The sequence below is a fragment of the Clostridium sp. DL-VIII genome (assembly GCF_000230835.1).
Lineage (GTDB): Bacteria > Bacillota > Clostridia > Clostridiales > Clostridiaceae > Clostridium.
On sequence record NZ_CM001240.1, the window covers coordinates 4,519,993 to 4,546,666 of the forward strand.

Genomic DNA, 26,674 nt, shown 5'->3' on the forward strand with positions numbered 1-26,674 from the left:
CACAGTCTTTTATACGTTTTCATCCATAATCACATTTTCATTGCAGATTTAAAATAATTTCCTACATTTAAAACTCCTCCTTATATATAAATTCTTTTATATGTTTCATATGTCATTACATCTTCATAATATTTATCAGCAACTTTCATGCCAATATTAGGTTTAGAATGTAATATATTGAAAACTAAATCAAATTAATAAAATAGTTCTATATACATGTCTATTATTTTTTATTATCCACACGCAAAATAACAAGGTAGAATTTTATATTTTCTACCTTGAAAGTTAAAAACACTTATTTAATTTTTAATAATAAATTAGAAATCTCTTTAATCGAACCTGCCTTTTTTATTCCATCTGCTATATCTGCCATTGATATAGTATCAAATAAGCTTCTCACTATTTTCATGTCACCTTCTTTTAATGCCAGCATAATAACAACATTGACCTCACAATCATAGTCCCATAAGATAGGATTATTGAGCTTAAAAATAGCCAAAGATGATTTCTTTACAAACTCAGCCAGACCATGTGGTATACCAAAAGTTCCATCAAAAAGAGTACCTCCCATTAATTCTCTCTTATACACACTTATTATATACTCTTCTGTAACCTTTCCTTTAGAAATAAGTAGCTTACACATTTCATCTATTAAATCACTTTTAGTAAGCATATCATCTCTAATCTGTATCAGTTCCTCGTCGATTACATCTATTAAAGGATTAATATTTTCTATTCCAAGTAAATTTTTTAATCTTAATTTTCCTGATTCTCTCAAAATATCCTTAAAAGATATAAATGGTATCTTTTCTATTTCAGGGTCGATGGTTCCAACAATTGCTGTTATGTTATTATCTTTGCTTATTTTCATTATTTCATCTTTAGCATTTTTTATATTCATAATTCCAACTGGTATAATATTTAGATTTTCATTTAACTTACCTAATATATCCTCAAGATATTTTTTTATTTTTAAAGCAGTTCCTTCACCTGTTATGCATAGTGTAACTATAGTTTTAATGTATTTCTTTATGCCTTTTACTTTTCCAACATAGGCCTTTTCTCCATCAAGTGCTTTATGAATTTCGTACAAGTTGCTATTGGCAATCAATGCTCTTCTCACAGCCTCCAGAACCATTACAGTATCTACTCTCCCAATAACCATTGTAGGAACCCCAGTTTCCTTAGTTATAATTTCTCCAAAAGTGACCAGTGATCCCATATCAACTAATATCAAACAACCTTTTCCTTCATGTACATTTTTAACAGTATCTATAGTTCTTTTAAGCACGCTTTGCGGACTTTCATCAAGAGACATTTCTATTCCTACCGCAAGATTCGTACCTAGCAATTTATTTGCTACATCTGCCATACCACAAGCAACATGTCCATGACTTAATACTATAACTGCCACTCTTCTTACTTTTTCATCCGTTGTTGAAAACGTTTTTAAATACATTGCAATAAATCCTATTTCATCCTCTGGAAGCTCAATGTTTAAACTTACATTAATCTCCTTGGTTAATATTTTTGCAATTCTATATTCATTATAGTATTCCTTTTTTATATAATCAGCCTCTGGATTTCTTATTATTCTTCCATGCTTCAATCTATCATAAGTTGAATTTAGGTGCATTGCTATGCAGTAATAAAAATTATCCTGAATATTTTCAATATATTGTTTTGCGATATCAGTTACCTTTTCAACCACTTGTAATATTTTTTCATCTATTATATCTTTTAATTCTTCCTTAGGAAAAATTATATTTCTTTCTATGTTTTTAGCAAATTTACTTAGGTTTGATTCCATTTTGCTCCATATAATTTTATTAATTTTTTCTTTACTGAGTCCTTGCTTTTCAAGTTTATAATACTTTTCCTCTATATTACTATAAATTCCATCAGGCAGCATATATCTATCATCTTTTAGTTTCTGAGTAATAACATCATTAGGATTAACAATCAAATCTTCATCAAAAATATCCTCAGGTACCATTTTTCTATCCTCAACGCTTGATATACCTAATGGTACATTCTTAGGCAAATCTTTTATATCAACAATAACTCCTTCACTTAAATTACTACTCAATGAATTACAAAAACCTCTTGCACATGCAACTTGTATATCACTTCTTAACTGTCCTATATTTCCTGGACAATTATATAATAACAAAGATCTAATCACCTCATAGTATACAGTAATTTCTTTTCCAATCCTTGCTGATTCCTGCGAAAAAAAGCTTTTAATCAGCACATACTTTTCATTAATTGGTCTGCTGTTAATGGAAGGAAGTTCAATTATCATTGGTATTCTTCTTCTAAAGGTTAATAATAAGGATGATTTAGGATCTTCTGTTGTCGCCGCAATTATCATGACATTGGCAGTTCTGGTATTTTCAGTTTCACCAAGCCGCCTATACTTCCCCTTGTCCAATAAGTAAAACAATATCTCCTGTCCCTCACTTGGTAATCTATGAACTTCATCTAAAAATAGTATTCCTTTATCTGCCTTTTCAACTAGACCTACTTTTTCCGAATTAGCACCAGTGAAAGCCCCCTTACTATAACCAAATAATTGTGCTAAAAGCAATTGAGGATTATCTACATAATCAGCACAATTAAAAATAATAAATGGTGCATTTTTTCCAAAGTGATGAGAATTGGTTGCAAAATTATACATAGCTTCTGCAAAAAAACTCTTTCCAACACCAGATGGACCAAGCAAAAGCGTATGAAGTCCGTGTGGTGGATATAATACTGATGCTTCAGCCTGACTAATTGCATTTTTTAACGACCCATGATATCCTATAATTTCTCTTAAACAATTATTCCTCCTCTTATTTTCATGATTAATTGTATGAGTGGATTTCCTCTCATTTACTTCTTGTACATCTGGATCTTTTAAAGGTTCAACTACTTTTAAACTTTTTATCGAAGCTTCCGTCAATTTTTTTACTCCTTCAGAATTCTTTTGAAACATTTCTTTAATTATAGCTTTTTTAATTTGAGCTACTGAATACCTAGAAATATCATATCCCAAAAGAGATAACCTTTTACATAACTGCCTATCCGAAATTTTATTATCTTCAATTATTATTTCTTTTATATCATTATATAAAATTGCTTCTTTTCTTTGGCGAGAATTGCTTATATTTTTTTCAGTCCTAAATTGAGTTATATATTCTCTAGTTGCATTTACTAATCTAGCAATATCGCTATCAGTTAATGGCTTTCTCTTATCCTCATTTTCAATTAATTCCAGTATTTTATTTTTAAGCAAAACTCTTCCCCCTTTCATATAATTTCGCAAATATATCTATTTTATTGATGAAACTATTTTTACAAATATAACAATTATATTATAAATCATATTCCTATCTTTTCCACATATTATATTAACTTCTATATATATTTTTTATTATGTGCATAAATATAATTCCACAAATACACTCCTAGGGTAAGAATAAACCTCTATTTTTTACCTAATTTCCGAAAATAATTAAATTCTTTAAAGTAAAAGAACAGTAGTTAACTTCTCGTTACCACTGTTCATAAAAACTATTTTTTATATAATATTTCTTCATATCATTTTACTTAATCCTCTTTTATCTTTTTACATTTAAAATAATATTATAATTTCAACTTATTTTTTCTATTTCTAATAATCTAGGCTCATTATCTTTTTGAACTCTTATATATACTCTTGCCATCTTCATTTGTAAATTTTTTATTATTGATTTAACTTTACATATAAAATAGTAATCTTCTATTTCATTAGTTATTACTGCAATTGGATTAAAGTTTAACCCAATCATCCCATCTAAAGCTCTCACTAATATTTGTTTATCTTCTATTGTTAAAATTCCTCTTATTTTGAATTTATAACTTTCTTTTTCCATACCACCAATTCCCCTTTCTAATAAATATATTATTATTAATTCTTGCCAATTATTTTGTAAATATATTAATCTTTAATTAAAAAATTGGCTCAACATCAAAATATGTTCTTGACAGCTTAAGCTGTCAAGAAATGGTTATTACATTCTAATAAAATTCTTCCTTTGTAGTAGTCTTTATTCCTTGTAAAATAGTGTCTGCGTTGAATTGCTTTAATTTTACCGTTTCTACCTTCAACAGCGGCATTGGTATATCTACAATGATGATAGTTAATTATTTCTTGTCTCCAGTTTTCAAAAGTAACCAAAGCACGTTCTACCTCAGGTATATTTAGTGAATGTCCTTTTTTACACCATTTATCAAATACATTTGTTGCCTGTATAACACTTGAACAACAGTCATACCACTCAATAAGTTCCTCTTTCCACTCATATACTGCTTTTAGGTCAGGTGATAATGACAACAACTGCTGGAGCATCTCAACCTCTTTTGATGTAAGATATTCATTCCGTTTTTCAAGTACTGATTTATTTCTTTTCAATACTGTCCGTGCCGCAGGAGTTAAATCACAACTTATGCGTTTTCTTACGCCTCTAAGAGCTTCCATAGCATAGCTATTAACATGAAACCTATCCGCAATACGTATAGCATCTGGGTATACTTCTTTTGCAAATGTGTGATAATATGGAGCCAAATCCATTACTATAGCAAAAGGTCGGAGCTCAAAAAGTTCTGGATTTACAGTCTTATGACTTCTAAGCTCTTCAAGTTTTCTTCCTGGAATTATTTCAAGTAATGTTCCGTTACGAAGGTCATGAATTCCAGTATTATAACTATGTCCTTTCCTTATAGCAAAATCATCCATTCCAAGTATAAGCTTGTTAGTGTTAGAACTTTCTAATATAACTTTTGCTTGCAATTGTGGAACAACATAGTCAATATAATTTTTATATATTCTTTCAACTGTAGAATATGGTATTTTCAATGTTCTAGCACAGTGAATAACCGTTGCTCCTGGTACTTTAGTTGCAATAAACTCTTGAAATTCATTAGTATAACGACTCTTTCCAGTCAGGAATGAATATTGCCATGAAAAAGAGGCATTACAATCCTTACAGGACATTCTTATTTTAGGAACCTTTAATATTACCTCGTTTTGAAATATAGGAAGATGCCTTACTCTTCTAATTCCAGATGAGCCTCGTCTTATTATTTTAAAACTCTTACAGCACGGACAAGGTTGAGTATATTCTGTAGGTTGGATTTCAATACAAATTCTATCTTCAAAACCATAGATAAAATTGATAACATTTATTCCTTGTAAATTTAATATATTAGTGATATCCTGTAATTGCATTTAAACTCCTTCAATTCTATTGGATTAGTCACTTATAGAATACAGGAATTTGAATGCATTTTTCATTTAATTTTATAATTATTTTATGTCAAGCACAGTTTTTAGTGTTGAGCCAAAAAATTATTACAAAAAATAAAAGATAAAAACCTTATAATATGTCTTTAATGTATTTTTCTTATTTAACTATGGTATGAGAAAGTTCCCACAGATATAATGAGGCAACAGATCCATACGATTAAAAAACAATGTATTTTTTCTTAATGGAGCTTTAGCTCTGCAAGATGGTTTGCATACAATACCAGTTGTCTCTACTGCATAGTAAAACAAACCATCATATTGCTTATCACAATCTATTGTCGCTTTCCACTTTTCCTCATCAAGTATCATACGATTATTTTTCATATTAGCACTTCCAGAAAATAATAGCTGTATAACAATTTATAATTCCAATTTTATTTTCATAATATAAACAACTCCTCATACAAAAATTTATTTTATATGAGGAGTATAGCATTTTTAATAGCAGAAAATCTTACTTCATTTTGCTATGTAATATCTTTTTGTTTAATTTAAATAATCGATAATACTTTTAATTCTTTGGCTGTAAACTCTATATTTTCTTCATTTTTTATAATTGCTAAATGCATTATATTTCAGGTGTAAAACCACAATATCCTATTTCATAGCATCTTCTCTTCATATCATCCCATATTTCATTGTCTTGTATAGCTTCTATTGCTGTTGGATATAAAATATAATTTTCTTTAAATATGTGATCTCTTAAGTTAAATACTATGTATTTTGCTGTATCATCAACTTTTTCTTTTACTTCCTTAAATAATGCGTAAACTAAAACAGCCATATATATTCATGACCGTTTTAAACATTTAATAAATGTGATTAGAATCAAATAACAATAAAATCACGTTATATTTAAAGAAACAACGACTTTCTGCAGAAATTAGTGATGGAAGAATGATAATATTCGCTATTGCTCTTAAAGATGTTAAAGATATAAGTGAATATTTAAGGCAAGCTCTTAATTTAATATTTAAGTGATTTATATCACGGCACTATAATCTTTTATATTATAAAGTTAAATAGTTAAATAAATTAATTTACTTAAAATACAAACTTTTTAGGAGGAATCTGAAAATGAAAAAAATAAATGTTAACTATGAAAAAATGTATTACGGATTTCCTGTAATTCTTATAAGTTTTTACGATAAAAATGGTGTTCCAAATGTAACTACCCTTTCTTCATCTTATACCCTTAAAGATATGGTAGTTCTTGGCTTTAGCAGTAAGGGATATGCTATAAATCAAATTAAAGAAGTTCGCGATTTCGTGATTAATATTCCTGACAGTTCACTTAGAAAAGAAGTTAGTTTTTGTGGTACTAAGTCTGGTCATGAAATTCAAAAGTTTGATGCTGTTAACTTAACACCAGTTAAATCTTTAATTATAAATGCACCTATAATTGAAGAATGCCCAATTGCTATAGAATGTACTTTAACTGATATTATTGAAAATGATGCTTATAAAGGTATCACTAATATTTTAGGAACTATTAAAGGCAGACTTATTTCAAATGAATATTTAAATGTCGATGATAGATTAAACTTTTCAAAATTTGATAATCTTTTATATTTTGGAGATGGAGTAAGCAAAGGCTACGGATATATGAAAAATGAACTATAAGATAAGGAGGGCATTAAATGTCTTATGAAGTATTTTGGTCTAAAGATGAAAAACTAAATGAAGTCGAGCATATAAAGCTTGAAAAAGATGGTTTGGATGTAATTAAAACCATTGTAAAAAAATATTCAAAGGAAGGTTATAGTTCCATAACTCCTGAAGATATGAACAGATTTAAATGGGCTGGAGTTTACGAACAAACGCCAAGAGAAGGATATTTTATGATGAGAGTACGTATAAATTCTGGAATTATGAGTTCTGAGCAGTCAAAGGTTTTAGCAGAAATTGCCAAGGATTATGGGCGTGGAATTGCAAATGTAACCACAAGAGGTGCTGTCCAATTTCACTGGGTTCAAGTTAAAGATTTACCTGTAATCTTTAAAAAACTAGAGGAATGTGGTTTAAGTTCTTTTGAAGCCTGTGGAGATTGTCCTAGAACAATAGTTGGAAATCCACTTGCTGGAGTTGATAAAGATGAACTTATGGATACAACTAAGATAATTGAAGAAGTAAATAATTTCTTCTTATTAAATAAAGATTTTTCTAATTTACCAAGAAAATTTAAAATATCAATATCTGCCAGCATAAATAATGCGGCTCATGCACAAATTAATGACCTTGCTTTCACTCCTGCAATTAAAAATATTGATGGCACTGAAGTAATTGGTTTTCACGTATGGGTTGGCGGAGGACTTTCAGCTACTCCTCATTTAGCGCAAAAGCTTCATATCTTTGTAAAACCCGAAAATGTGCTAAGAGTTGCTATAGGTACATGTACTATTTTCAGAGACTACGGATATAGAGAAAAACGTACTCGAGCCCGCTTAAAATTCTTAGTAGCAGACTGGGGCGTAGAAAAATTTCAGGATAAATTATTAGAGATCATTGGCGTTATGCCAAGTAGTGGCGAGGATATTTTTCTTCCTGGAATGCTGCTTACTATTTTGGAGTACATCCACAAAAACAAAAAGATAAGAGTTATATTGGCGTTAATCTATTATTAGGTGAAATCACTAGTGATGAACTCTTTGAACTTGCACATATATCCGAAAAATACGGAGATAGTAAAATAAGAACTACATTATCGCAAAATTTAATTATTACAGGTGTAAATAATGAAGATGTGCCTTCCTTATTAGAAAAAGATGTGTTCAAACATTTATCTCCAAATCCAAAAGCTTTTATTGGATATACAGTTTCTTGTACTGGTAAGGAATTTTGCAATTTAGCTATAGTTGAGACAAAAGAAAGAGTGAAAAAAGTTGTTGAACACCTTGACTCTAAAATTAAACTTGATACTCCAATCCGTATCCATTTTACCGGATGTCCAAACTCTTGTGGACAAAAGCATATAGCTGATATAAGTCTTCAAGGTGCAATTATAAAAACTGAAGAAGGCTCTGAAGAAGCATTTACCATATGGCTTGGTGGAACACTAAATGGTAATGGTACTTTTGCTGAAAATCTAAATCTACGAGTTAAATCATCTGATGCACATCTAGTTCTTGAAAACATAATACTGCTCTTTAAAGAAAATAAGTTAGAAAATGAACCTTTTAATGAATTTGTTAGCAGAATAGGTATCACTAAAATAAAGAAAAATCTTAATTATAATTAAATCTTCAGTTATATAACTAAGCTGAGCTTTTCTAAATTCTAGAAACTCAGCTTACTAGCTTATGAATTGTTTGTTTTTCCTGTATATGTATTATAAGGATATGGAATTATAATTTCATCGCCAATAATCTTATAACTTGTATTTTCTATTGGATTTAAGTTATTAGCTAAATTCATGCCAACAGTATAAAGCAGATTAGCGGCAACATCTTGATCTTGAATAACAGTCCCAGTCATAAAACCTTTATCAATTAAATCTTTCGCTTCAGGTAACCCATCTATGCCAACAACTACTATATTTTTAAATTTATCACCACTATTATATCCGTATTTTCGTAGTGCATCTATAGCCCCTAATGCCATTGCATCATTGTTGGCAATTATTGCCTCAATACTTCCATCAAGTTTAAGAAACAGGTTATCAATAGAATTTTTAGCTAACTCTCTTGACCAATTACCGTTTACAAGTGCAAGCTGTTCTCTTTTTATTCCTGCATTATTAATAGTTGAAATTAAATATTTAGTTCTGTCAATTACTTGATGATCATCAGATGGTCCTTCTAGCATGATATATTGTAGTATATTATCACCATTTTTATCTATTATCTTCTTCTTATTATTCCATAAATCAACAATAATTTCCCCTTGGGCAATCCCTGCCTGCTTGGAATCTGGTGTTACAAAAATAGCTTTACTATAAAGTTTAGAAACTTGTGCTACCACTTCTGAAGGAATATTCATTAATATTAACGGAATATTTTTTTCTTGGGCTTTGAGAATCACATCTTCTACAATGTTTTTTTCTTTTTTTGCTAAATATAATATAAGTAAATCATAATTACCTTGGACAGCAGAATCTATCATTTCATTTTGTATAGCTATATTATTTTGTGGATTAAAAAAGGTAAATTTAATGTTATTTTTATTATCTTTTTCAATATTTTCTAAGCTTTCTGCAATCCTCATAGTGTATGGATCATCAGTTCTAAAAAATATAACAGCAGTATTAACTGTCTTCCCATTGGGATCTTTTAAATTTGAATCAGTAAATGTTTTAACTTTGGTAGAGTTTATTAATGTAAAGATAGCTAAAACAACTAAAATCAATGTAATTGTTTTTCTTAATATTTTCATTATAACACCCACAATTCATACAATTATTTTAATTATATCTGTAATGTTATATTGCATATAAATATATAATTTATTCTTAGTTTTTTTCAAATTTAGAATTTTAAAAAAAGCTTGTTCAAAATGCTCACCACAAATCACTTGAACAAGCTTAAATAGAAATCTATAAATATCAAAATTAAATTATACTAACTTACTCTATTTCAAGCTCTGCTGCTTTATTATTATCAGAAAATCTTGCTCCTATTATTCCTCCATCTGCTGAAAAAGTCCCAAACTGGCTTGATGGAGATATTATAGCCACACCCTTTGTGTTTAAAGTTCCATCACTATTTCTCCATAACTGGTCAAAGTTTGTTCCTACAGATGGTATAGTTGCATTTGTAAAATCAGAAGCTGATGTTCCTGTTGAGATAACTTCTCCTCTTTTAGAAGAATCACTTGTATCTATAGCTTGATTATTAGTTACTTTATACCATTTACTGCTATTTGTATATACAATATGATCAGCAGTTAAATTTTGAAGCTTATCAGAAGTCTTGTTTGTTGTATACGAAATAGAATTAGATAAATTAGCACCATCACAGCGATATAAGCTAAAATTATTCTTACTGCCGCCTTGGTTATTATCAAAAGCAGTACAATTAGTTAATTGAAGTGCAGCAGGATTATCATTATCTGTAAACCCATGGTGTAAGTTCTGTATTGCTAAACAATTTGTAGCTATATGAGCTGTTGGAACTCCAGAACCTCCTAATTTAAATCCGTTACCGTCGCAGCTTGACTTAGTAGTTCCATCTTCTGTTTTACCATTTCTCATAGAAATACAATTTCTGATTGTAACCACACCTATAGAACCTGTATCTGTTTTTGCATATAAATCCCAGCCATCATCACTATTATTATAAGAAATGCATCCATCGAACACGTTTCCATTTCCGCAAGTTAATTTAGCTGCAAAACCATCTGCATTTTCATATGTTGCTGGATCGCAGTTATCTTTTGAAGTACAATTTATTATATAGTTATCACTTGGAAAATCGTTAAAATTAGTTATAGACGAACTGCTTCTGCTGATTTGTAACCCTGAATCCTTATTGCTATCGAATATACATCTCTCTAAAACATTATGCTTACCTGATAACATCATTCCATTATCTGCCGCACCCTTTATTGTTATGCCTTCAATATACCAGCAATTTCCATTAAGTTGTATACCTCTATCATTTTTAGAAGTGTCACTAGAATTATATGCTTCTCCTGAAAAATCTAATATTACACTTGCACCTTTGCAAGCCTTTAATATATTGTAATCACCTGCAGTTCCACTAGCTGAAATAGTAAATTGACTATTAAACTTATAGGTTCCTGATTGTAGTAAAATCGCCTTCGCTTGTCCATTGGCTATTTTTTGTAAGGCTGTTGCCAAATCTAAAGGACTGCTGGAAGTACCACTATTGCTAGAAGAACCGTTTGAAGCTACATAAACTGCATTTGTGAAAGAACTATCTTCTACACTAGCTAAGTTAGTATACATTCCTGTTGAGCTTAAACTTGCTGCATTAATGTTACCCTTATCATCTGACAATTGAACTTGTGCACTAGTTGTTGAAGTTGTAATACTTGAAATATCACTTATTGAAGTTGCGCTAGCTTGTACACCTGTTAAAGATAAGCTGGAAATTGATAATAATGCACCTACTGCAAATGCCATCATTTTAATTTTTTTACTCATAATAATCTCTCCTTTTATAACAATCTTATTGTAAACCTTTAATATATAACTTAAAAATATGCTCAACTATTACCTTCTTTTGAATATCTTAAGAATATTCTTAATTATATTTTTTTAATACATAAGATAAGAATAAGTTTATCTTTTAAATTTCTTAACACACGTTAACAATTATTGATTAAATGAACAATTAGTTACAGTTGCACCTGTAATATAATCTTTATCTTTTCCGTTTTTCGAAATACAGCCTGTGAATACGTGTTTTCCTGATTTTGGCGCTGTTTTAAAATAGAAATTTGAATAATTTCCATCTCCTGTGCAGTTTATTAATGTAAGTGCACCAGTATTATTATTTTGATCAAATCCACGAAGCTTATTAGCTGTAGACGTACAATTTTCAAGGTAATGATTATCTGCCGAGTAATTTCCACCAACTTTAAATCCATTACCATTTCCTTCATCTACACCATTATGAGATGCTTCACAGTTATAAAATTTTACTATATTACCTGCATCGTAGAGATCAAATCCATCATCTGAATTATAATCTGCATTACATTTTTCAAAAACATTTCCTGTACCGATACTTAATTTAGCTGCAAATCCATCTGCATTTTCACCACTTGTTTTAGGATCATAATTATAGGTTGAATTTACATCATAAACATAAGTGTTTGATCCTCCATTACTAATTTGAAGTCCGGTATCCCTACATTTTGTGATATCACACGACTTTACGGTATTATGGTCTCCAGTAATATATATACCATTATCTCCTGCACCTACAATCTTAAGATCTTGTATTGTGTAATAACTTCCTGAAACCTGAAATCCCCTATTTGAATCTGAGTAGCTTTGTCCACTAAAATCTATTACTGGTTCTCCACTTTGTGCTACAATCTTAATAGGTGAACCAGAAGAATTAGATTTTGATAGCTTAATAGTAGATGTGACATTATAGGTACCACTAGCCACATAAATTGTTGAACCTGATGATGCACTTGATACTGCTTTTGCTAGTGTTTTAAATGGAGAGGAGGAGGATGTACCCGAATTAGAATCACTTCCACTTGTAGATACATAATAATTTGTTGCTGCAAATGCTGGTGTTATGCTTCCAAATGCACCACCTCCAATTATTGTTATCGTTAACATTAAAGTAGCTAAAATTTTCTTTACTTTCATTTTTATCTCTCCTTATTTAACAATATTTTTAATAATATAATTTTTAATACGGTAATCGGCGCCTTTATTTATCATTTATCAGAAATCATATTATCATGATTATTATATCATGTTACCTTTTGAAAATTATGTTGTTTCAAGCTCTAAAATGGCACTTTCATGCAATATATATTTTTAATAAAAAATAAGAGCGAATCAAATTTACCATGATATTATCTAGCAAAAACTTCTCGTATAATTAACATTCAACTAAAAAGACCTCTTAGAATTTGTATTAAAAAGATAACTATAATACTGCCAACAGCTAATCCCCATTTTCCTCTTAGCATCTCTTTAGCATGTCTTTTTAATTCTCCCCTGTTAATCATAAAATCTCCCCTTAATTTTATAAATTTCCATTTAAGCAATAGCATTCCTATGATATCATATTTATGATATTATTTCAATTTATGTAACATAAAATAATATTTTCTAAATTAATCCTCAAAAGTTATATAACAACCAATAAAAATTATTATTAAATATATATGTTGCAATAATAAAATTACATTTAGGATGTCTATCTGCTAAGTAAATATCTAAATGTTAAATGTAGAAAATCAATTGCAATATATATATGTTTTTATAATCAATTATTTTTAATCAAAAAATTAAAGGTGAATTAAATATCTCTACTTAACTCACCTTTAAAAATAATTATGCACGTAAAAACCTTTCATAATTCTCTATTTTATCCTCTCTATTGTTTTTCTTTATCCAATTATTATATTCTTGAATAAATTCCTCTATTGTTTTTAAGTCCAATCTGCTATCTTTTTTTCCTTTTAATTCTACATACATGTTAATTTTCATTATATTTCCCATTTCCTTCTCACCTCTTTTACATATAATATGATATTATTAATTTCTTGTGATTTTTATACTAAAATAATTAAGTTTTTATTATTTTTTAAACGTTATCATTAGATTGTTAAAAGAATGTATTCTTGGTAATATTATTGACAAGAATTATTCCTTCTAATACAAATATTATCATTAGATTTTGTCAGTTATTTGTCAATTGTAAATGTTTTTAATAATAATGAAAATTAAATTATTTTAATGTCTATAATGTTTTTTTACTTAAACATCAAAAGCAATTTTTAATTCAAATACATATAAAAAAGAAGTATATTATATTCCAGATAATGCCACAAGTTAAAGCTGCAGGCTATTTTCCTCAATATAATCTACTTCTATATTATAAAACTCATCTTTAAGACTTAAATACTACTTTACTTACACTTGAATGAATTACATCATATGTCCCAAATCCTTAGAATATCAGCTAATAATTTTTTTACCAAAAAAAGTAATAATGTTTTATCCATTAAATCTTAAGAAAAAAAATTAATAATTATAAAAATAAAGATACTAACAAGCAAAAACATTCTAAGTAATTATATTAGAATAAAGAAAATAGGAACTTAAAATTATTCAATATTACCGTTATATATAAGTGAGTTAATATTAGTAAATGGAAATACCACCTAGTAATAGATGGTATTATTAATATACCTTAAAATCATAATTCCATGGCTAAGACTATTCCTACATTTTATCAATAAATTTTATTAGCATAAATTAACTATCTTATTCTCCCACTTCAGCAGTATTTTTTACAATAACCATATATGGGTTATAGGTGGAGCTTGAATAACACTTATCTTCATTATATTCTTCTTCATATACTCTGACCTTTAATATAGTTGCTCCTCCTTTTGAAAGTCTAATCTCATCCCCCACTTTATAAGCCTTATCAGAATCTCCTATGAAAATTCTCACATTATTTTTACTTGCACCTCCTATACTTTTTAATTCAATATCATCTGCTACAGTCTTTGCAAAATATATATCTCCAACATATAAATCATTTGACAATTTATCTTCATAATCGCAATCTTCATAAATATCCACATTATTTCCATCTGAAGTTTCTAATTCTAAACTGCTTAATTTATCAGCATCATCTGATAAAGCATGTACTTCTGTAATAAACAATCTAGTATTCACTACTACTGACAATTGCATTGTGAAAATCATTCCAAGTGCAAGTGTAAAAAACATTATACGTTTAAGCTTTCTATTCATAACTATTTCCTCTCCATTTCAATACAAAAGTTCATATATTTATAGCAATTCAAAGTGAATTATAGCACCGATTGTACTATAGCTAATTAATTTATCACAACATTATCATCAGAAAATCTATAGTTCCCTTTATCATTTTTTTTACTTATACATCCAGTCATTGTAATCACTCCTGCCTGATTTCTTCCATCAAATCCAACTTCAGTATTTCCTTCTGCTGTACAATTAATAAGCACATGTCTTGCTAAAACCAAACGTAGTTCCCCTTCATCAGTTATATCCTTTTTGCCTATACCTCCAAGCTTAAAGCCATCCCCATCACCTTTTATCCCTCGGGCCATTCCATTACTTATAGCTTTACATCTCGTTAATAATACTCCTCCATCTGCATCTGTTAAATCATAGCCATCATCTGCATTTCCTTCTGCTGTACAATCTATCAGCTTATTTAATGGACCCGAAAAATATATAATTGCAAATCCATCAGCACTATTTCTTCCTACATCAACATTGTTATATGAATAGACATTGGTTAACGTATTATTAGTTGCCCCTCTTGATAACTGTACTCCTGAATCTTTATTATCATGTACCCTTAAATTTGTAAGTTTGTTATTTGAACCTTCAATGTAAATCCCATTATCTGCAGCTCCATAAATATCCAAGTCCGTAATTGTAGAGCCATCAGTCTTAATCGAAATTCCTCTTCCAGAATAATAGCTAGCTGTTGAAGAGAAGTCTATTTTCCCATTACCTGATTTTCCTGTTATTGTCACTCCTGCAGGTACCTCCACAGCTTCTGATTTTATAGTTCCAATAATATTAATAATATCTCCAGGCTTTGCTGAAGCTAATGCATTTGATAAAGAAGTTCCAGAATCACTAACATTTATTATATTACTTGCATAAGCTGGCAAATTCCAAAATAAGCTTGCTCCTATAACAATTATTCCTAAAACTGCGCCTAAATATATTTTTTTAGCATTCCTCATAATAATTCTCCCTAAAATTTTATAATTAAATATAATATTAATTTTTTTAATATTAATTCCTATTACTTTGAAGTATTTTCCTAATAATATTTTACATTTTTTATATAACCTCAATATTGTTTTGAATTATATTCCAATTATATCACATCTATCAAATTTTGTATTATTTAGCATAGAAATATCACTTTTATTACATACTTTTTGTTACATAATAAAGAATTTAATGAATAATAAATGATAGAAATGTTTCATCTATTATTCATTAAATTTTATTATTTTTGATAAATATTCTTCATCTTTTCCTTACCTTCTTTATTCATAAAAGTAATGTCCGTATAATTAAATAAAGGTGGGATATATATGCGTAATATAAAAGTAATTATTATGGATGTGGATGGTACATTAACTAATAATAAAAAAGTAATTACTAAAAAGACTAAAGATGTTTTGATTGAAGCTCAAGAAAATGGTGTTATATTAATTTTGGCATCTATGAATCTCGTGGAGGCAAATTTAAATTATGTGAAAAGGATGATTTAACAGCCTTTGCTGACTATCGATTAAATAAAATTTTAACTGCAGGAGATCCTGAATATTTACAAGCTCATTATAAGGAAATGATGGAACCATTTAAAGACAACTTAAGCTGCATGTTTACAGCTCCTTTTTATTTCGAATTTACAGCTAAAGGTATTGATAAAGCTAAAGCACTCGATACAGTACTAATTCCTATGGGGTATAAAAAAGAAGAAATGATTGCTTTCGGAGATGGACAGAATGATGCCTCAATGGTTAAATATGCTGGCATTGGTGTAGCAATGGAAAATGCCGTAGATGAGTTAAAAGCTGTAGCTAATGAAATAACTCTATCTAATGAAGAGGATGGTATTTCTTATACATTAAGTAAGTACATAAGTACTATATTTTAAAATTAAGGATGTGTTAATATGAAAATCGAGCACGTAGCTATATGGACTACAGATATAGAGAAATCAAAAAAATTTTATATGGATTATTTTGATGGTATTGCTGAGGAAAAGTATATAAACCCGAAGAAAAACTTCGAATCATATTTTCTTAGCTTTGAATCAGGTGCCAGACTTGAGCTTATGCAGATGCCATCTATTCCTTCATGCCTAAATAATACTATTGATCAATATATAGGTTTAATTCATCTTGCTATTTCAGTAGGTAGTATTGAAATAGTTAATAAACTTACTGATACGTTAAGAAATGCTGGTTATAAAGTAGTAAGTGAACCTCGTCACACTGGAGATGGCTATTACGAGAGCTGTATTTTAGATCCTGATGGAAATCGAATAGAAATAACAGAGTAAACTATTGTATAATGTTCATGAGGTGATCTTCATGAACATTTTTAGTAAATTGAATAAACTAACCAACTTAACTGAAAATGAGAAAACATTAGTTAACTATATGATGGATAATCCTGAAATTTTTGTAAAAATGAGTGCTCTTGAAATTAGTGACGCTTGCTTTATCTCAACTTCAACTATTTATAGACTTTGTCAAAAATTAGATTTATCAGGACTATCAGAATTAAAAGTACAAATATCTATGTCTATTAATGAATATTTAAAAGAAAATAATCCAATAGATTATAATTATCCTTTTAAGCAAAATGAAACACAATATCAAATTGTACTAAAATTAAAAGAATTATATGAGCAAACTCTAGTATCTTCTTTAAATTTAATAGATTTAGAGCAGTTAAGATTGATATCTAACGTTTTAAAAAAAGCACAGCACATTGACTTTTATACATCTGCTGGAAATCTTTATTTTGCAGAGAACTTTAAATTCCAAATGCAGGAAATAGGAACTTTTATTAATGTCCCTCTAGAAGAGTATCATCAACGATTAACAGCATCAACAAGCGATAAAGAGCATATTGCTATAATAGTATCCTTTGAAGCAAGAGGAGTAATAATAAAAGAAATAGCAGATATATTAAAAAAGAATAAAACTCCAATTATTTTAATTTCATCTACCAATGAAAATCCTCTTACTAAGTATGCTAATTATCATTTGTACTTAAGTTCAAATGAAAACCATTTTAATAAAATTTCATCTTTTTCAACAAGGTTATCTTTATTATATGTTTTGGATTGTATATATACATGTTATTTTAAATTTGATTATGACCAAAATGTAAAGTATAAACTTGATACATATAAAAAATTATCTAATAATAAAAATCCTGATTGCATATAAAACGATCTTATAATTCAATATCATACTCCATTCTTCTAGAAGTAGCCTTATCTACTTCTACTCCCAAAAGTCTTTGTATTATATAAAATTACATATTAATTCCAGCCGATATATCACCTGATGTAATAATGGAACCTTCATTTACAAATTTAACATCACGTTGAACTTTAAGTTAATTATTAATATTTTTGCCAGCCTCCCAGGCTTTGCCTACCTTTTCTCCAACACTATAATAGTTAAATTCATCTATAGAAAGTAAAATCGGATTAATCTTTTTTAAATTTGGAATATTGTTTATAAGATATTTTCCCTCCGAATACGTCTCAATTACTTCTCCTATTATAATTATGTTAGTACCACCCAAATCTAATTCCTGAACAACTTTACATTCAATATTAATAGGGCATTCTTGTATCATTGGAGCATCTTTAAGCTCTCCATAAAAAGTACTAAAAAATTTTGATTTATCAACATCTTTTCCTGATACAATACCACAATAATCTGTAATTCTAAGCATTTTTAAAGATGGGATATTAATGCTGAAAGTTTTATTCTGCTTAATTCCATCACAACTATAATGAGACCTATTAAGAGATATTGATATCATAGCCGGAATTCTATTGACTATACCGCAATATGAAACATTTAAATAATTTGCTTTTCCATTAACCTTTGTGCCAACAAGCACTATAGGATTTGGATAAAGATATCCTTTACTTCCCATTCTGATTTTTTCCATTATACATCCCCCTAGCATTTACAAATTTATATAATTATTCTATATTAATGATATACAGTGTACAAGTACCTACTTTTTGGTATAATACTATGCAAAAGGTAAGTGTATAAAATTTGAATAGAAGGTGTATTTATGTCGGAAACGAATCAAAAATTATATAATTGTCCTATAGATTTTACAATTGAATTAATAAGTGGAAAATGGAGTATGTGGGTTTTATGGACCTTACAAGATGCAACTCTACGTTTTGGAGAAATTAGAGACAAAATACCTGGAATCACAGAAAAAATGCTAATTCAGCAGTTAAAAAAATTTGAAAGCTACAACATTGTTAGCAGAAAAGTATACATGGAGGTTCCTCCTAAAGTAGAATATTCACTAACTGAGCACGGCAAAAGTCTAAAACCAATAATGTTATCAATACAGCAATGGGGAAATGAACATTTATATATTCAAAATTTTCCCGAAAAAAAATCGTATTCATATTGAAAATGAATGCGATTTCTCATGCGTATTATTTATAAAAATTTATTTTTCTATTTTGAAACAGGAATGTACGTAACTCTATCTCTTGGACTTGAAAACCACTGTTCAACTACCTTTATCCATTTTTTAAAATGTTCTGTCTCTAAATGCTTATTTATATCCTCTTCAGATTTATAGCTTTCATATAGCAAAAATTTCGTTTGATCATCTTTGCATTGTAAGAAATCAAAAGATACAATGCCTTCTTCCTTTATAGAATTTTGCTGATTTTCCACGGTTGCTTCAATAAACTCTTTTATATGCTCTGATTTTATATAGAATGTTACATTTTTTACTATCATAAACAAATTCTCCTCTGTATGTTACATAATACTTTTACAAACTAATTTTAACACATTTTATAAACTATACATCCTTAAATATTAGTAATTTTATGCGTTGGAAGATATACGGGTAACAAGTTTATCATCTTCTCTACTTATAATAAGAACTAGCGTTTTTAAATCATGATTATTTAAATTATCATATACTAGCATTTCTTCTCTATAATTATTTTTATAATAGAACAATTTAAGTTCTGATGGTGTTGTTAAATGATTTACTATTAAAGCTTTTTTTGAAATCCTTCTTTAGCAATATAAGGAATTTTTAACGGATGCTTTTCTAAACCCTCATAAGTTAAATATATATCTTTTAAGTCCTTACCAGTAGCATTCTTAACAATGATCTCTTTTGAAGGAAGAAAGTTCATATCATCACTTCTCTCTATATTATACACATGTTACCATATTATCTGATAATCATATTGTAGCAAATACTTTAAAATTATTCAATTTCCCAAAAACTTTCTTACTAAATTATATATTTTATACGTATCCTTTTCTAAATCCTCTTACTTCCTCTGTAAAGCCTAAATTTTCATAAAATTTATGTGCGGATTTTCTATATTCTGATGATACTAATATAGAGTAGATACAATTATTTGTTATGGCAAATTTATCTATTACTTTCATTAATTTTTTACCAATTCCGCTTCTTCTTACCTCACTTTTAACAATTACATCTTCAACTACTAGAAAACGGCCTCCATCTAAAGCCAGCAGTAAGCAACACACCGCCAATACTGATCCGACTATTTTTCCATCTTCCTTTGCTACTAGAAGCAGATACTTTTCGTCTTTTAATATCTCTGTGTATATTTCAAAAGATTTGTTTATTGAATTATTATATGGAGTAAGTTCTTTATATAGTTCCAATAATTCTGGAATATCTTTTAATTTTAATTTTTCAATAATCATAATTACTTTCTCCTTAAATTATATATCTTTTTTCATGTAATATCGTCTATGATTTTTTGGGCAATTTTCTAACACTCCAAAAATTTCATAGCCTTGTTTTATATAAAAATCCATTGCTTGAAAATCAAATGTATCTAAATGAATTAATCTACAGCCTCTTTTTCTTGCTATCATTTCAACTTCATTTAAAAGTTTAGTTCCAAAACCAAATTTTCTATAACCTGCATCAACCCATAAAGAATCTATATATAGACAATTCCAACAATACATTTTGCTATTTATTCCTGCAATAATTTTATTTTCACTATTTTTAATAACTCTGTTTATAAATATAAATGATTCTTCTTGAATCTTTGGAATTATAGATAAATTATAGCTTACTAAATTATCTATAATTAACTCTGCTTCATCGTCACTACTTTCCTTAATAATATAATCCTTCATAGTTACATTACCCTCCTTCTTTGCGCCTATGATATCTTATATTATACTTTTTCCTTAATATTCAAAGTAGAACCACCACGTTTAAAATATACAAATTCTGTGGTTTATATAGGGCACAATTAAAAAAATATCACAAATTCATTTCTGAATAAGCGATATTTAAATATGTTATTTATTTTTACTTTTGTATACTACGCTAAAATTACTAGTTAGATACATTCTTTTTTATTAAAAACTCTATATATTTTATTTCTATATCATCAAAATTTGGAAGTTTATTTTCAAATTCAATGCATTTATAAAAGTTTTCAAAATTTCTTGCTACTCCTTCAAACTCTATCCAATAAGAATTGTTATTTTCAAAAAGTCCGATATATCCATATCCAACTTGTGAATGTAAATTCACATGAATTTGATGAGCATGTACTTCAGAAATTTCATCTATAATTACATCTTTCTCCTGCCATTTATTCTCTTTGCTTTTTGTCCATATTCTAAAATCATTAAATATTGTATCCAAGTTGTACCTCTCCATAACTATAAATAATCTACATATAGTATCAATTTACTTTTGTAAATTAATTATAGCATAATTTTCTAGATTCATACTGATATATTTTGATTTAATTAATAAAATATAATATTAAATACAAACTCTTCTTCTCGTTTAATATCCATAACAACTTGAAGTTTAAAACTTCTGTATTTTGAATTATGATCTGGATGTATATCCATTATACTTTACTCCTTAAGCCATCTTTTTATTTTAGTTATCAAAATCATTCTTTAATACTTCATTTATAAATATTTTAACTAAATCCGGATCAAATTGGCTCCCTGAATTATTTCTTAATTCTTCTATAGCAGCTTTTTCTGTTAATTCGTTCTTATAGCATCTTTCACTTACCATTGCATCATAAGCATCAGCTATAGCAATAATTCTTGATTCTAATGGTATTTCCTCTTCTTTTAAACCTTTAGGATACCCTGTCCCATCCCATCTTTCATGGTGATATAATATGTAGTTAGCTATAGACGACATTCGATCTACTGTATTAATCATTCTATATCCTATTTCTGAATGACGCCTAATTTCTTTCCATTCATCCTCAGTAAGTTTCCCTGCTTTATTTATTATATTTTCATCTAATGCAATTTTGCCTATATCATGAAACCTTCCAAGCGATACAAGATCATCAATCTTATTTTGAGGAAACTTCAGTGCTTCCCCTATCCTTCTACATAATTCTGAAACTCTCAGTGAATGATCTTTTTCAACTTTATTTTTTTATAAAATGTATTCATTATATTTTTAATTGTCTTGCCTCTCATATCTTGGCCTTCATATAATTTTTTTTCATACATTTTATTTTCTGCGATTTTAATTATTTCATCTATTCTCTCATCTTCATTATTTTTACATCCATAACCAAGAGAAATTGAGACATCAGAAGATCCAACTTTTTCTTCTGCCAGCATACCGTTAATTCTTATAATGATTTCTTCAGCTTCAAGCTCATTGGTCTTTGGTAGTAATATAACAAACTCATCTCCTGATATTCTTGCAGTAATACCTTCCGTTCTACACACTGCTTCCATAACCTTTCCTACTCTTTTAATAAGCTCATCTCCCATTATATGTCCAAAAGAATCATTAATGAGTTTTAATCCATTTAAATCTCCCATGACAACCGTTAATGGAAGATTTTCTTTTATGTCAAGTTGATTTAACTCATCTTCAAAAAATCTGCGATTATATAATCCAGTTAATTGATCGTGATAGCTTAAATGAATTATTTCTTGTTTTCTTTTCATAAAATCAATTGCATTCTTGATTTTAAGCGGTAGAGCTATCTTAATCACTTCTTCACTTAGAGGTTTTGAAAAATAATCATATGCACCAAGATTCAGTGCTCTCTCTATTCCTTCTTTATCAGAAATACCAGTACATACAATTACAGGTATATCCATTAATTTAAAGTTATCCTTCATTTCCTGTAGTACTTCAAATCCATCTTTTACTGGCATCATTATATCCATTATACATACATGTATATTATTTTTTAAAAGTTTATTAGAGATATCAAAACCGTCCCGAGCTTCATAAATATTTACACCATCTAATCTGTTTTTAATTGCCTGCGCAATAATTTTTCTTTCAATATCAGAATCATCAACTATTAGTATATTTCCGCTCATAAATTCATCTCACCTTTCCTTCTTCTTTTAACTTTTCTAATAGTACTTTTATTCTCTCTAATTTCTCAATCAGTACGGACATATCTTTATTTTTTGTTGCTGTTTCTGCTTCAATTAGATTTGCTGCTATTTCATTAGCTCTTACAGCTCCTGCTGAACTTTTTAACTTATGCAGGATTATAGAAATCTCTCCAGAATTGTTTTGATCTATATTTAATTTTATAATTTCTAAGTATTCTCTCATCTGCTTTAAAAAATCCCTTATTAACTCTCTGCAAAACTCTTCATTAAAGCCTAATTCTTTCATAGCAAGCCTTAATATCTCATCATAATAAGAATCTTCCTTTATATACACTTCACGGTCATTTAAATTACTAGAGTCATTAATCTTATTATGTAAGACATCATCATAAATTGGTTTAACATATTTTTGCAGCATCTCTATGACTTGATTAAAGCCAAAAGGTTTAGTTAAGTAATCATCCATCCCCGCTTCAAGGCACTTCTCTCTATCTCCCTGCATAGCATGAGCAGTCATGGCTATGATAGGTATATGCTTGCTTTCTGTATTTCTTATCTTTTTTGTTGCTTCATATCCATCCATCATCGGCATTTGGCAATCCATAAAAATTATGTCGTATTTATTATTTTCATATGCGGCCACCGCCTCAACTCCATTAAGTGCTATATCACACTTTAACCCTCTGACTTTTAAAATATTTATAAATAATCTTATATTTATCTCATTATCCTCAACTAATAATATTTTTATATTATTGTTAGGTCCTATCTCTCTAATAACAATGACATCATCTTCTTCTAATTTATCATCTTGCGCTAGCATAACATTAGAAGAAAACAAATTACTTTTTTCATAAATTGTCGAATTACTATATTTATAAACCTCCATTTTTTCTGCTTTAGTTAATCTTAAATTAATTCTAAAAGTTGAACCCTTTCCTTCTTCACTTTTAAGCTCTATTGAACCTCCCATCATTTCAACTAAACTCCTACATATTGCAAGTCCTAAACCAGTCCCTCCATATTGTCTAGTAAAATTTGAATCGGCCTGAACAAATGGCTTAAAAACTTCATTTATTTCCTTCTCATTCATGCCTATTCCACTATCTCTGATTTCCATAAAAAGCTCAATATCTTTATGGGATTCATGCGTTAATGCAACCTCTACAGCTACTTCTCCATTATCAGTAAATTTAACTGCATTACTAATAAGATTGTTTATAATTTGTCTTAATTTTATCGGATCTCCCATTACCACTCTCGGAATATCTGAACTTATATAGCTGTTGAGCTTTAGTCCTTTTTCCATTGCTTTTGCCTTATAAAGGCCTATTGCACTTTCAATGGTAGAAATAAGGTCAAACGAAATGACCTCCATTTCTATTTTTCCCGCTTCAATCTTAGAAATATCAAGAATATCATTAATAATTGATATTAATGTATAAGAAGAACCCTTAATTGTTTGAATATAATCTTTTTGATAAATATCTAATTCACTTTTCTCTAAAAGACTTAAAAATCCAATAATTCCATTCATAGGAGTTCTTATTTCATGGCTCATATTCGCTAAAAATAAACTCTTTGCCTTATTAGCCTCTTCAGCAGCTTCTTTGGCTTCAATTAATTCCTCTGTTCTTTCTTTAACCTTTTCCTCAAGATTACCTATAAAAAAATAAATTTCATCAGCCATTTTATTAAATGCTTTAGATAAATTTCCAATTTCATCATTTCTAAAAATCTTAGCTCTAGAGGATAAATCACCTTTCGAGAAATTATCTGCAGTTAATATTAAATTGTTAATTGGTTTTAATATGAATTTAGTACCTCTTATATGTATTATGATTGCTAATAAAAGTGCTATTATGGCCAACACTATTGTAGTGTTAATATTTTTATCTATTTCTTTTGTAAACATGCTATCAGGAATTGATGTTATTACAAGCCAGTCTAGCCCCTCTTCTTTATATTCAAAAATTCTGGCATGATATTTTTGATTTCCTATTTTTGAAATAAAATCAGTATTATTAGTATTTTTATAATTTTCGTACGCCTCACTGATTGACTTATTGCTAATTTCTCCGACTGATATTCTTCTTATATTACCATCTGCTAGTGCCTCAAAGTTAGGTTTATCAATAGAATTAGCTACTAAATATCCTGAATTTTTTTCAACTATATAAGCTGTAGCATAATTCTCCTCTCCAATTTTCTTTAAGGATTGATTAAGCTTTGAAAAAACTATATGAGTTCCCATTACGCCTTGAAGTATGCCTTCTTTATTATAAATTGGATATGCTGCTGAGAGAGCCAAGTCATCTTTTACAAAATGCTTATAAACATCTGAAAATGCTGGTGATCCTTTTTCCTTAGCTCTTTTATACCAATCCCTTGTTCTAGGATCAAATTTGCCATAATCCTTAACAAAACTTCCTTCAGTCAAATTTTCGTTTACACTATAATACATGGAATGGCCACCCGTCTCACCATTGCTCCTATATATTTCTATTTCATTTTTTTCATTTTTCCGCGCTCCATAATATTCCCCATTTTCTGTTCCATAACTAAAACTATAAATTTCATCATTGCTTGATTTAATTATACTTGAAAAAAATATATCTCTTTTATCCTTATCATGTATGTCTATAATTCCATTTTCAATTAAACTATGATTAATTTCATTATTATATAACGGCACAGCAAATAGCGCTTGTATTTCACTAAATATCTCCTTATTGGCGTTATTTTCTATTTTTACAATTGCATTATTTGCGGAAATTATCCAATTATTAAAAACAATATAAGTGATAATTCCTAAAGTCATAGTCATAAGAGCAATAAATAATGTACTGATTAATAATCTTAGAGAACTCTTCCTTCCTGATGATATAATATTTTTAATACTTATCTTATTAAATATCCTTTTCACCACCTTCACTATTTTCAGAATATCAGTAAACCATATTGTGTTTTGTATTTATTGCGCATTTTAAATTATGTAATATTTTTTGTATTTTGAATTTATTTTCTATAGGAATTTATTATATTTTTTGTCGTTTTATTAATTTATATGTAATTTTACCATAATTTTATTATAAGCTCAATATGATGTAATGTAAGATTCTATTCATTATTTCTACTGTTTTAATACTAAAATTTTTAATATAAACCTATTTATAACATTAAGACATTCCATTTATATAAAGCTTAATAATCTAGAACAAAAGTGTCTGCGACACGCTCCTTCGGAGAAATTATTATTAGTTAAATTAAAAACCATAGAGATTGCTGTTCCTCTATGGTTTTCTTCTTATAGTTTATAACTTTTGCCATATACCCCATTGTATTCTTTAGGTCTCATAACTCCGCCACATTTTTCGCATGAAAAACAAGGCGGTTCATCTATATTACTTTGATCCATCTCATCAAAGTATTCTACAACCTCCCTAGGTATATTTTCTGTTATTCCACAATTTAAACATTTATATGGTATTATATCTTTCACTTAACATC

General features: G+C 28.6%; 27 protein-coding genes and 3 pseudogenes. 8 read left to right on the forward strand and 22 right to left on the reverse strand.

Annotation, left to right across the window (positions count from 1 at the left end):
• Positions 1-295: 295 nt before the first annotated feature.
• The 5 genes and pseudogenes from CDLVIII_RS20790 to CDLVIII_RS20810 all read right to left on the reverse strand — a co-directional run.
• Positions 296-3,280 (reverse strand): sigma 54-interacting transcriptional regulator, encoded by a 2,985-nt coding sequence (locus tag CDLVIII_RS20790; RefSeq protein WP_009171443.1) that lies wholly within the window; start codon positions 3,278-3,280, stop codon positions 296-298.
• 358 nt (positions 3,281-3,638) lie between these two features.
• Positions 3,639-3,899 (reverse strand): hypothetical protein, encoded by a 261-nt coding sequence (locus CDLVIII_RS20795; protein WP_009171444.1) that lies wholly within the window; start codon positions 3,897-3,899, stop codon positions 3,639-3,641.
• A 116-nt stretch (positions 3,900-4,015) separates the two neighbouring features.
• Positions 4,016-5,254, reverse strand: a complete 1,239-nt coding sequence (locus CDLVIII_RS20800) for an ISL3 family transposase (protein WP_009167586.1) — start codon at positions 5,252-5,254, stop codon at positions 4,016-4,018.
• 183 nt (positions 5,255-5,437) lie between these two features.
• Positions 5,438-5,656 carry an Ada metal-binding domain-containing protein gene (locus tag CDLVIII_RS20805; protein WP_009171445.1) on the reverse strand — a complete coding sequence of 73 codons (219 nt, stop codon included), beginning with the start codon at positions 5,654-5,656 and terminating at the stop codon, positions 5,438-5,440.
• A gap of 244 nt (positions 5,657-5,900) precedes the next feature.
• A pseudogene (locus CDLVIII_RS20810) lies at positions 5,901-6,074 on the reverse strand (DUF438 domain-containing protein); the annotation flags it as partial.
• A gap of 335 nt (positions 6,075-6,409) precedes the next feature.
• On the opposite strand from CDLVIII_RS20810, the gene CDLVIII_RS20815 reads away from it, so the two are divergent.
• From CDLVIII_RS20815 to CDLVIII_RS32785, 4 genes and pseudogenes are all read left to right on the forward strand, one after another.
• On the forward strand, positions 6,410-6,955 hold the full coding sequence (locus CDLVIII_RS20815; protein ID WP_009171446.1) for a flavin reductase family protein: 546 nt from the start codon (positions 6,410-6,412) through the stop codon (positions 6,953-6,955).
• A gap of 17 nt (positions 6,956-6,972) precedes the next feature.
• Positions 6,973-7,956, forward strand: coding sequence for a hypothetical protein (locus tag CDLVIII_RS32775; RefSeq protein ID WP_035301873.1), 984 nt, complete (start codon positions 6,973-6,975; stop codon positions 7,954-7,956).
• Between the two features lie 5 nt (positions 7,957-7,961).
• Positions 7,962-8,033: pseudogene (locus CDLVIII_RS32780) on the forward strand (hypothetical protein); the annotation flags it as partial.
• A gap of 66 nt (positions 8,034-8,099) precedes the next feature.
• A complete protein-coding gene (locus CDLVIII_RS32785) occupies positions 8,100-8,570 on the forward strand; it encodes a nitrite reductase (protein ID WP_035302485.1) in 471 nt (156 codons plus the stop codon).
• A gap of 59 nt (positions 8,571-8,629) precedes the next feature.
• Here CDLVIII_RS32785 and CDLVIII_RS20830 read toward each other — a convergent pair whose 3' ends face one another.
• The 7 genes from CDLVIII_RS20830 to CDLVIII_RS20850 form a co-directional block, all read right to left on the reverse strand.
• Positions 8,630-9,703: a galactose ABC transporter substrate-binding protein gene (locus CDLVIII_RS20830; protein ID WP_009171448.1), complete on the reverse strand. Its 1,074-nt coding sequence runs from the start codon at positions 9,701-9,703 to the stop codon at positions 8,630-8,632.
• Positions 9,704-9,893: 190 nt separating this feature from the next.
• Positions 9,894-11,435 carry a right-handed parallel beta-helix repeat-containing protein gene (locus CDLVIII_RS20835; RefSeq protein ID WP_050816282.1) on the reverse strand — a complete coding sequence of 514 codons (1,542 nt, stop codon included), beginning with the start codon at positions 11,433-11,435 and terminating at the stop codon, positions 9,894-9,896.
• Positions 11,436-11,606: 171 nt separating this feature from the next.
• A complete protein-coding gene (locus CDLVIII_RS20840; protein WP_009171450.1) occupies positions 11,607-12,620 on the reverse strand; it encodes a right-handed parallel beta-helix repeat-containing protein in 1,014 nt (337 codons plus the stop codon).
• Between the two features lie 245 nt (positions 12,621-12,865).
• On the reverse strand, positions 12,866-12,988 hold the full coding sequence (locus tag CDLVIII_RS32645; RefSeq protein WP_009171451.1) for a protein of unknown function DUF975: 123 nt from the start codon (positions 12,986-12,988) through the stop codon (positions 12,866-12,868).
• Between the two features lie 328 nt (positions 12,989-13,316).
• A complete protein-coding gene (locus CDLVIII_RS31550; RefSeq protein ID WP_009171452.1) occupies positions 13,317-13,484 on the reverse strand; it encodes a hypothetical protein in 168 nt (55 codons plus the stop codon).
• A gap of 768 nt (positions 13,485-14,252) precedes the next feature.
• Positions 14,253-14,750, reverse strand: a complete 498-nt coding sequence (locus tag CDLVIII_RS20845) for a hypothetical protein (protein ID WP_009171453.1) — start codon at positions 14,748-14,750, stop codon at positions 14,253-14,255.
• Positions 14,751-14,836: 86 nt separating this feature from the next.
• Positions 14,837-15,742: a right-handed parallel beta-helix repeat-containing protein gene (locus tag CDLVIII_RS20850; protein ID WP_009171454.1), complete on the reverse strand. Its 906-nt coding sequence runs from the start codon at positions 15,740-15,742 to the stop codon at positions 14,837-14,839.
• A 360-nt stretch (positions 15,743-16,102) separates the two neighbouring features.
• On the opposite strand from CDLVIII_RS20850, the pseudogene CDLVIII_RS20855 reads away from it, so the two are divergent.
• The 3 genes and pseudogenes from CDLVIII_RS20855 (at position 16,103) to CDLVIII_RS20865 (ending at position 17,977) form a co-directional block, all read left to right on the forward strand.
• Positions 16,103-16,671 (forward strand): annotated as a pseudogene (locus tag CDLVIII_RS20855) (HAD-IIB family hydrolase).
• 18 nt (positions 16,672-16,689) lie between these two features.
• A complete protein-coding gene (locus CDLVIII_RS20860; protein ID WP_009171455.1) occupies positions 16,690-17,079 on the forward strand; it encodes a VOC family protein in 390 nt (129 codons plus the stop codon).
• A gap of 31 nt (positions 17,080-17,110) precedes the next feature.
• Positions 17,111-17,977, forward strand: coding sequence for a MurR/RpiR family transcriptional regulator (locus tag CDLVIII_RS20865; RefSeq protein ID WP_009171456.1), 867 nt, complete (start codon positions 17,111-17,113; stop codon positions 17,975-17,977).
• A 172-nt stretch (positions 17,978-18,149) separates the two neighbouring features.
• Here the strand turns inward: CDLVIII_RS20865 and CDLVIII_RS20870 are convergent, their stop codons facing one another.
• Positions 18,150-18,716 (reverse strand): flavin reductase family protein, encoded by a 567-nt coding sequence (locus CDLVIII_RS20870; RefSeq protein ID WP_009171457.1) that lies wholly within the window; start codon positions 18,714-18,716, stop codon positions 18,150-18,152.
• Between the two features lie 132 nt (positions 18,717-18,848).
• Here CDLVIII_RS20870 and CDLVIII_RS20875 point away from each other — a divergent pair, with 132 nt between their 5' ends.
• Complete coding sequence (locus CDLVIII_RS20875; protein WP_009171458.1) at positions 18,849-19,205, forward strand: helix-turn-helix domain-containing protein; 357 nt, start codon at positions 18,849-18,851, stop codon at positions 19,203-19,205.
• Positions 19,206-19,252: 47 nt separating this feature from the next.
• On the opposite strand, the gene CDLVIII_RS20880 is transcribed toward CDLVIII_RS20875, so the two are convergent.
• The 9 genes from CDLVIII_RS20880 to CDLVIII_RS20910 all read right to left on the reverse strand — a co-directional run bounded on the left by CDLVIII_RS20880 (position 19,253) and on the right by CDLVIII_RS20910 (position 26,666).
• On the reverse strand, positions 19,253-19,543 hold the full coding sequence (locus tag CDLVIII_RS20880) for a putative quinol monooxygenase (RefSeq protein ID WP_009171459.1): 291 nt from the start codon (positions 19,541-19,543) through the stop codon (positions 19,253-19,255).
• 263 nt (positions 19,544-19,806) lie between these two features.
• Complete coding sequence (locus CDLVIII_RS32260) at positions 19,807-19,980, reverse strand: hypothetical protein (RefSeq protein ID WP_242835780.1); 174 nt, start codon at positions 19,978-19,980, stop codon at positions 19,807-19,809.
• A gap of 88 nt (positions 19,981-20,068) precedes the next feature.
• Positions 20,069-20,500 (reverse strand): GNAT family N-acetyltransferase, encoded by a 432-nt coding sequence (locus CDLVIII_RS20885; protein ID WP_009171461.1) that lies wholly within the window; start codon positions 20,498-20,500, stop codon positions 20,069-20,071.
• An 18-nt stretch (positions 20,501-20,518) separates the two neighbouring features.
• Positions 20,519-20,944, reverse strand: a complete 426-nt coding sequence (locus CDLVIII_RS20890; RefSeq protein ID WP_009171462.1) for a GNAT family N-acetyltransferase — start codon at positions 20,942-20,944, stop codon at positions 20,519-20,521.
• Between the two features lie 205 nt (positions 20,945-21,149).
• Positions 21,150-21,464, reverse strand: a complete 315-nt coding sequence (locus CDLVIII_RS20895) for a hypothetical protein (protein WP_009171463.1) — start codon at positions 21,462-21,464, stop codon at positions 21,150-21,152.
• Between the two features lie 246 nt (positions 21,465-21,710).
• Positions 21,711-22,205 (reverse strand): HD-GYP domain-containing protein, encoded by a 495-nt coding sequence (locus CDLVIII_RS32265; protein ID WP_347462529.1) that lies wholly within the window; start codon positions 22,203-22,205, stop codon positions 21,711-21,713.
• Positions 22,202-23,143: a diguanylate cyclase gene (locus CDLVIII_RS20900; protein WP_242835781.1), complete on the reverse strand. Its 942-nt coding sequence runs from the start codon at positions 23,141-23,143 to the stop codon at positions 22,202-22,204. Before CDLVIII_RS20900 ends, CDLVIII_RS32265 begins: the two co-directional genes overlap by 4 nt.
• 4 nt (positions 23,144-23,147) lie before the next feature.
• Entirely contained in the window at positions 23,148-26,093 is a 2,946-nt protein-coding gene (locus tag CDLVIII_RS20905) for an ATP-binding protein (RefSeq protein WP_242835782.1), read from the reverse strand.
• Between the two features lie 378 nt (positions 26,094-26,471).
• Complete coding sequence (locus tag CDLVIII_RS20910) at positions 26,472-26,666, reverse strand: hypothetical protein (protein WP_009168857.1); 195 nt, start codon at positions 26,664-26,666, stop codon at positions 26,472-26,474.
• Positions 26,667-26,674 lie beyond the last annotated feature (8 nt).

Excerpts from the sequence above, each read along its gene's own strand:
- CDLVIII_RS20860 (WP_009171455.1), top strand. The coding sequence starts at position 16,690 with ATGAAAATCGAGCACGTAGCTATATGGACTACAGATATAGAGAAATCA.
- CDLVIII_RS20830 (WP_009171448.1), bottom strand. The coding sequence starts at position 9,703 with ATGAAAATATTAAGAAAAACAATTACATTGATTTTAGTTGTTTTAGCT.
- CDLVIII_RS20865 (WP_009171456.1), top strand. The coding sequence starts at position 17,111 with ATGAACATTTTTAGTAAATTGAATAAACTAACCAACTTAACTGAAAAT.
- CDLVIII_RS20805 (WP_009171445.1), bottom strand. The coding sequence starts at position 5,656 with ATGAAAAATAATCGTATGATACTTGATGAGGAAAAGTGGAAAGCGACA.
- CDLVIII_RS20800 (WP_009167586.1), bottom strand. The coding sequence starts at position 5,254 with ATGCAATTACAGGATATCACTAATATATTAAATTTACAAGGAATAAAT.
- CDLVIII_RS20845 (WP_009171453.1), bottom strand. The coding sequence starts at position 14,750 with ATGAATAGAAAGCTTAAACGTATAATGTTTTTTACACTTGCACTTGGA.
- CDLVIII_RS20840 (WP_009171450.1), bottom strand. The coding sequence starts at position 12,620 with ATGAAAGTAAAGAAAATTTTAGCTACTTTAATGTTAACGATAACAATA.
- CDLVIII_RS20835 (WP_050816282.1), bottom strand. The coding sequence starts at position 11,435 with ATGAGTAAAAAAATTAAAATGATGGCATTTGCAGTAGGTGCATTATTA.
- CDLVIII_RS20900 (WP_242835781.1), bottom strand. The coding sequence starts at position 23,143 with ATGAGCGGAAATATACTAATAGTTGATGATTCTGATATTGAAAGAAAA.
- CDLVIII_RS20875 (WP_009171458.1), top strand. The coding sequence starts at position 18,849 with ATGTCGGAAACGAATCAAAAATTATATAATTGTCCTATAGATTTTACA.
- CDLVIII_RS31550 (WP_009171452.1), bottom strand. The coding sequence starts at position 13,484 with ATGGGAAATATAATGAAAATTAACATGTATGTAGAATTAAAAGGAAAA.
- CDLVIII_RS32645 (WP_009171451.1), bottom strand. The coding sequence starts at position 12,988 with ATGATTAACAGGGGAGAATTAAAAAGACATGCTAAAGAGATGCTAAGA.
- CDLVIII_RS20870 (WP_009171457.1), bottom strand. The coding sequence starts at position 18,716 with ATGGAAAAAATCAGAATGGGAAGTAAAGGATATCTTTATCCAAATCCT.
- CDLVIII_RS20880 (WP_009171459.1), bottom strand. The coding sequence starts at position 19,543 with ATGATAGTAAAAAATGTAACATTCTATATAAAATCAGAGCATATAAAA.
- CDLVIII_RS20795 (WP_009171444.1), bottom strand. The coding sequence starts at position 3,899 with ATGGAAAAAGAAAGTTATAAATTCAAAATAAGAGGAATTTTAACAATA.
- CDLVIII_RS20815 (WP_009171446.1), top strand. The coding sequence starts at position 6,410 with ATGAAAAAAATAAATGTTAACTATGAAAAAATGTATTACGGATTTCCT.
- CDLVIII_RS20850 (WP_009171454.1), bottom strand. The coding sequence starts at position 15,742 with ATGAGGAATGCTAAAAAAATATATTTAGGCGCAGTTTTAGGAATAATT.
- CDLVIII_RS20885 (WP_009171461.1), bottom strand. The coding sequence starts at position 20,500 with ATGATTATTGAAAAATTAAAATTAAAAGATATTCCAGAATTATTGGAA.
- CDLVIII_RS32775 (WP_035301873.1), top strand. The coding sequence starts at position 6,973 with ATGTCTTATGAAGTATTTTGGTCTAAAGATGAAAAACTAAATGAAGTC.
- CDLVIII_RS20890 (WP_009171462.1), bottom strand. The coding sequence starts at position 20,944 with ATGAAGGATTATATTATTAAGGAAAGTAGTGACGATGAAGCAGAGTTA.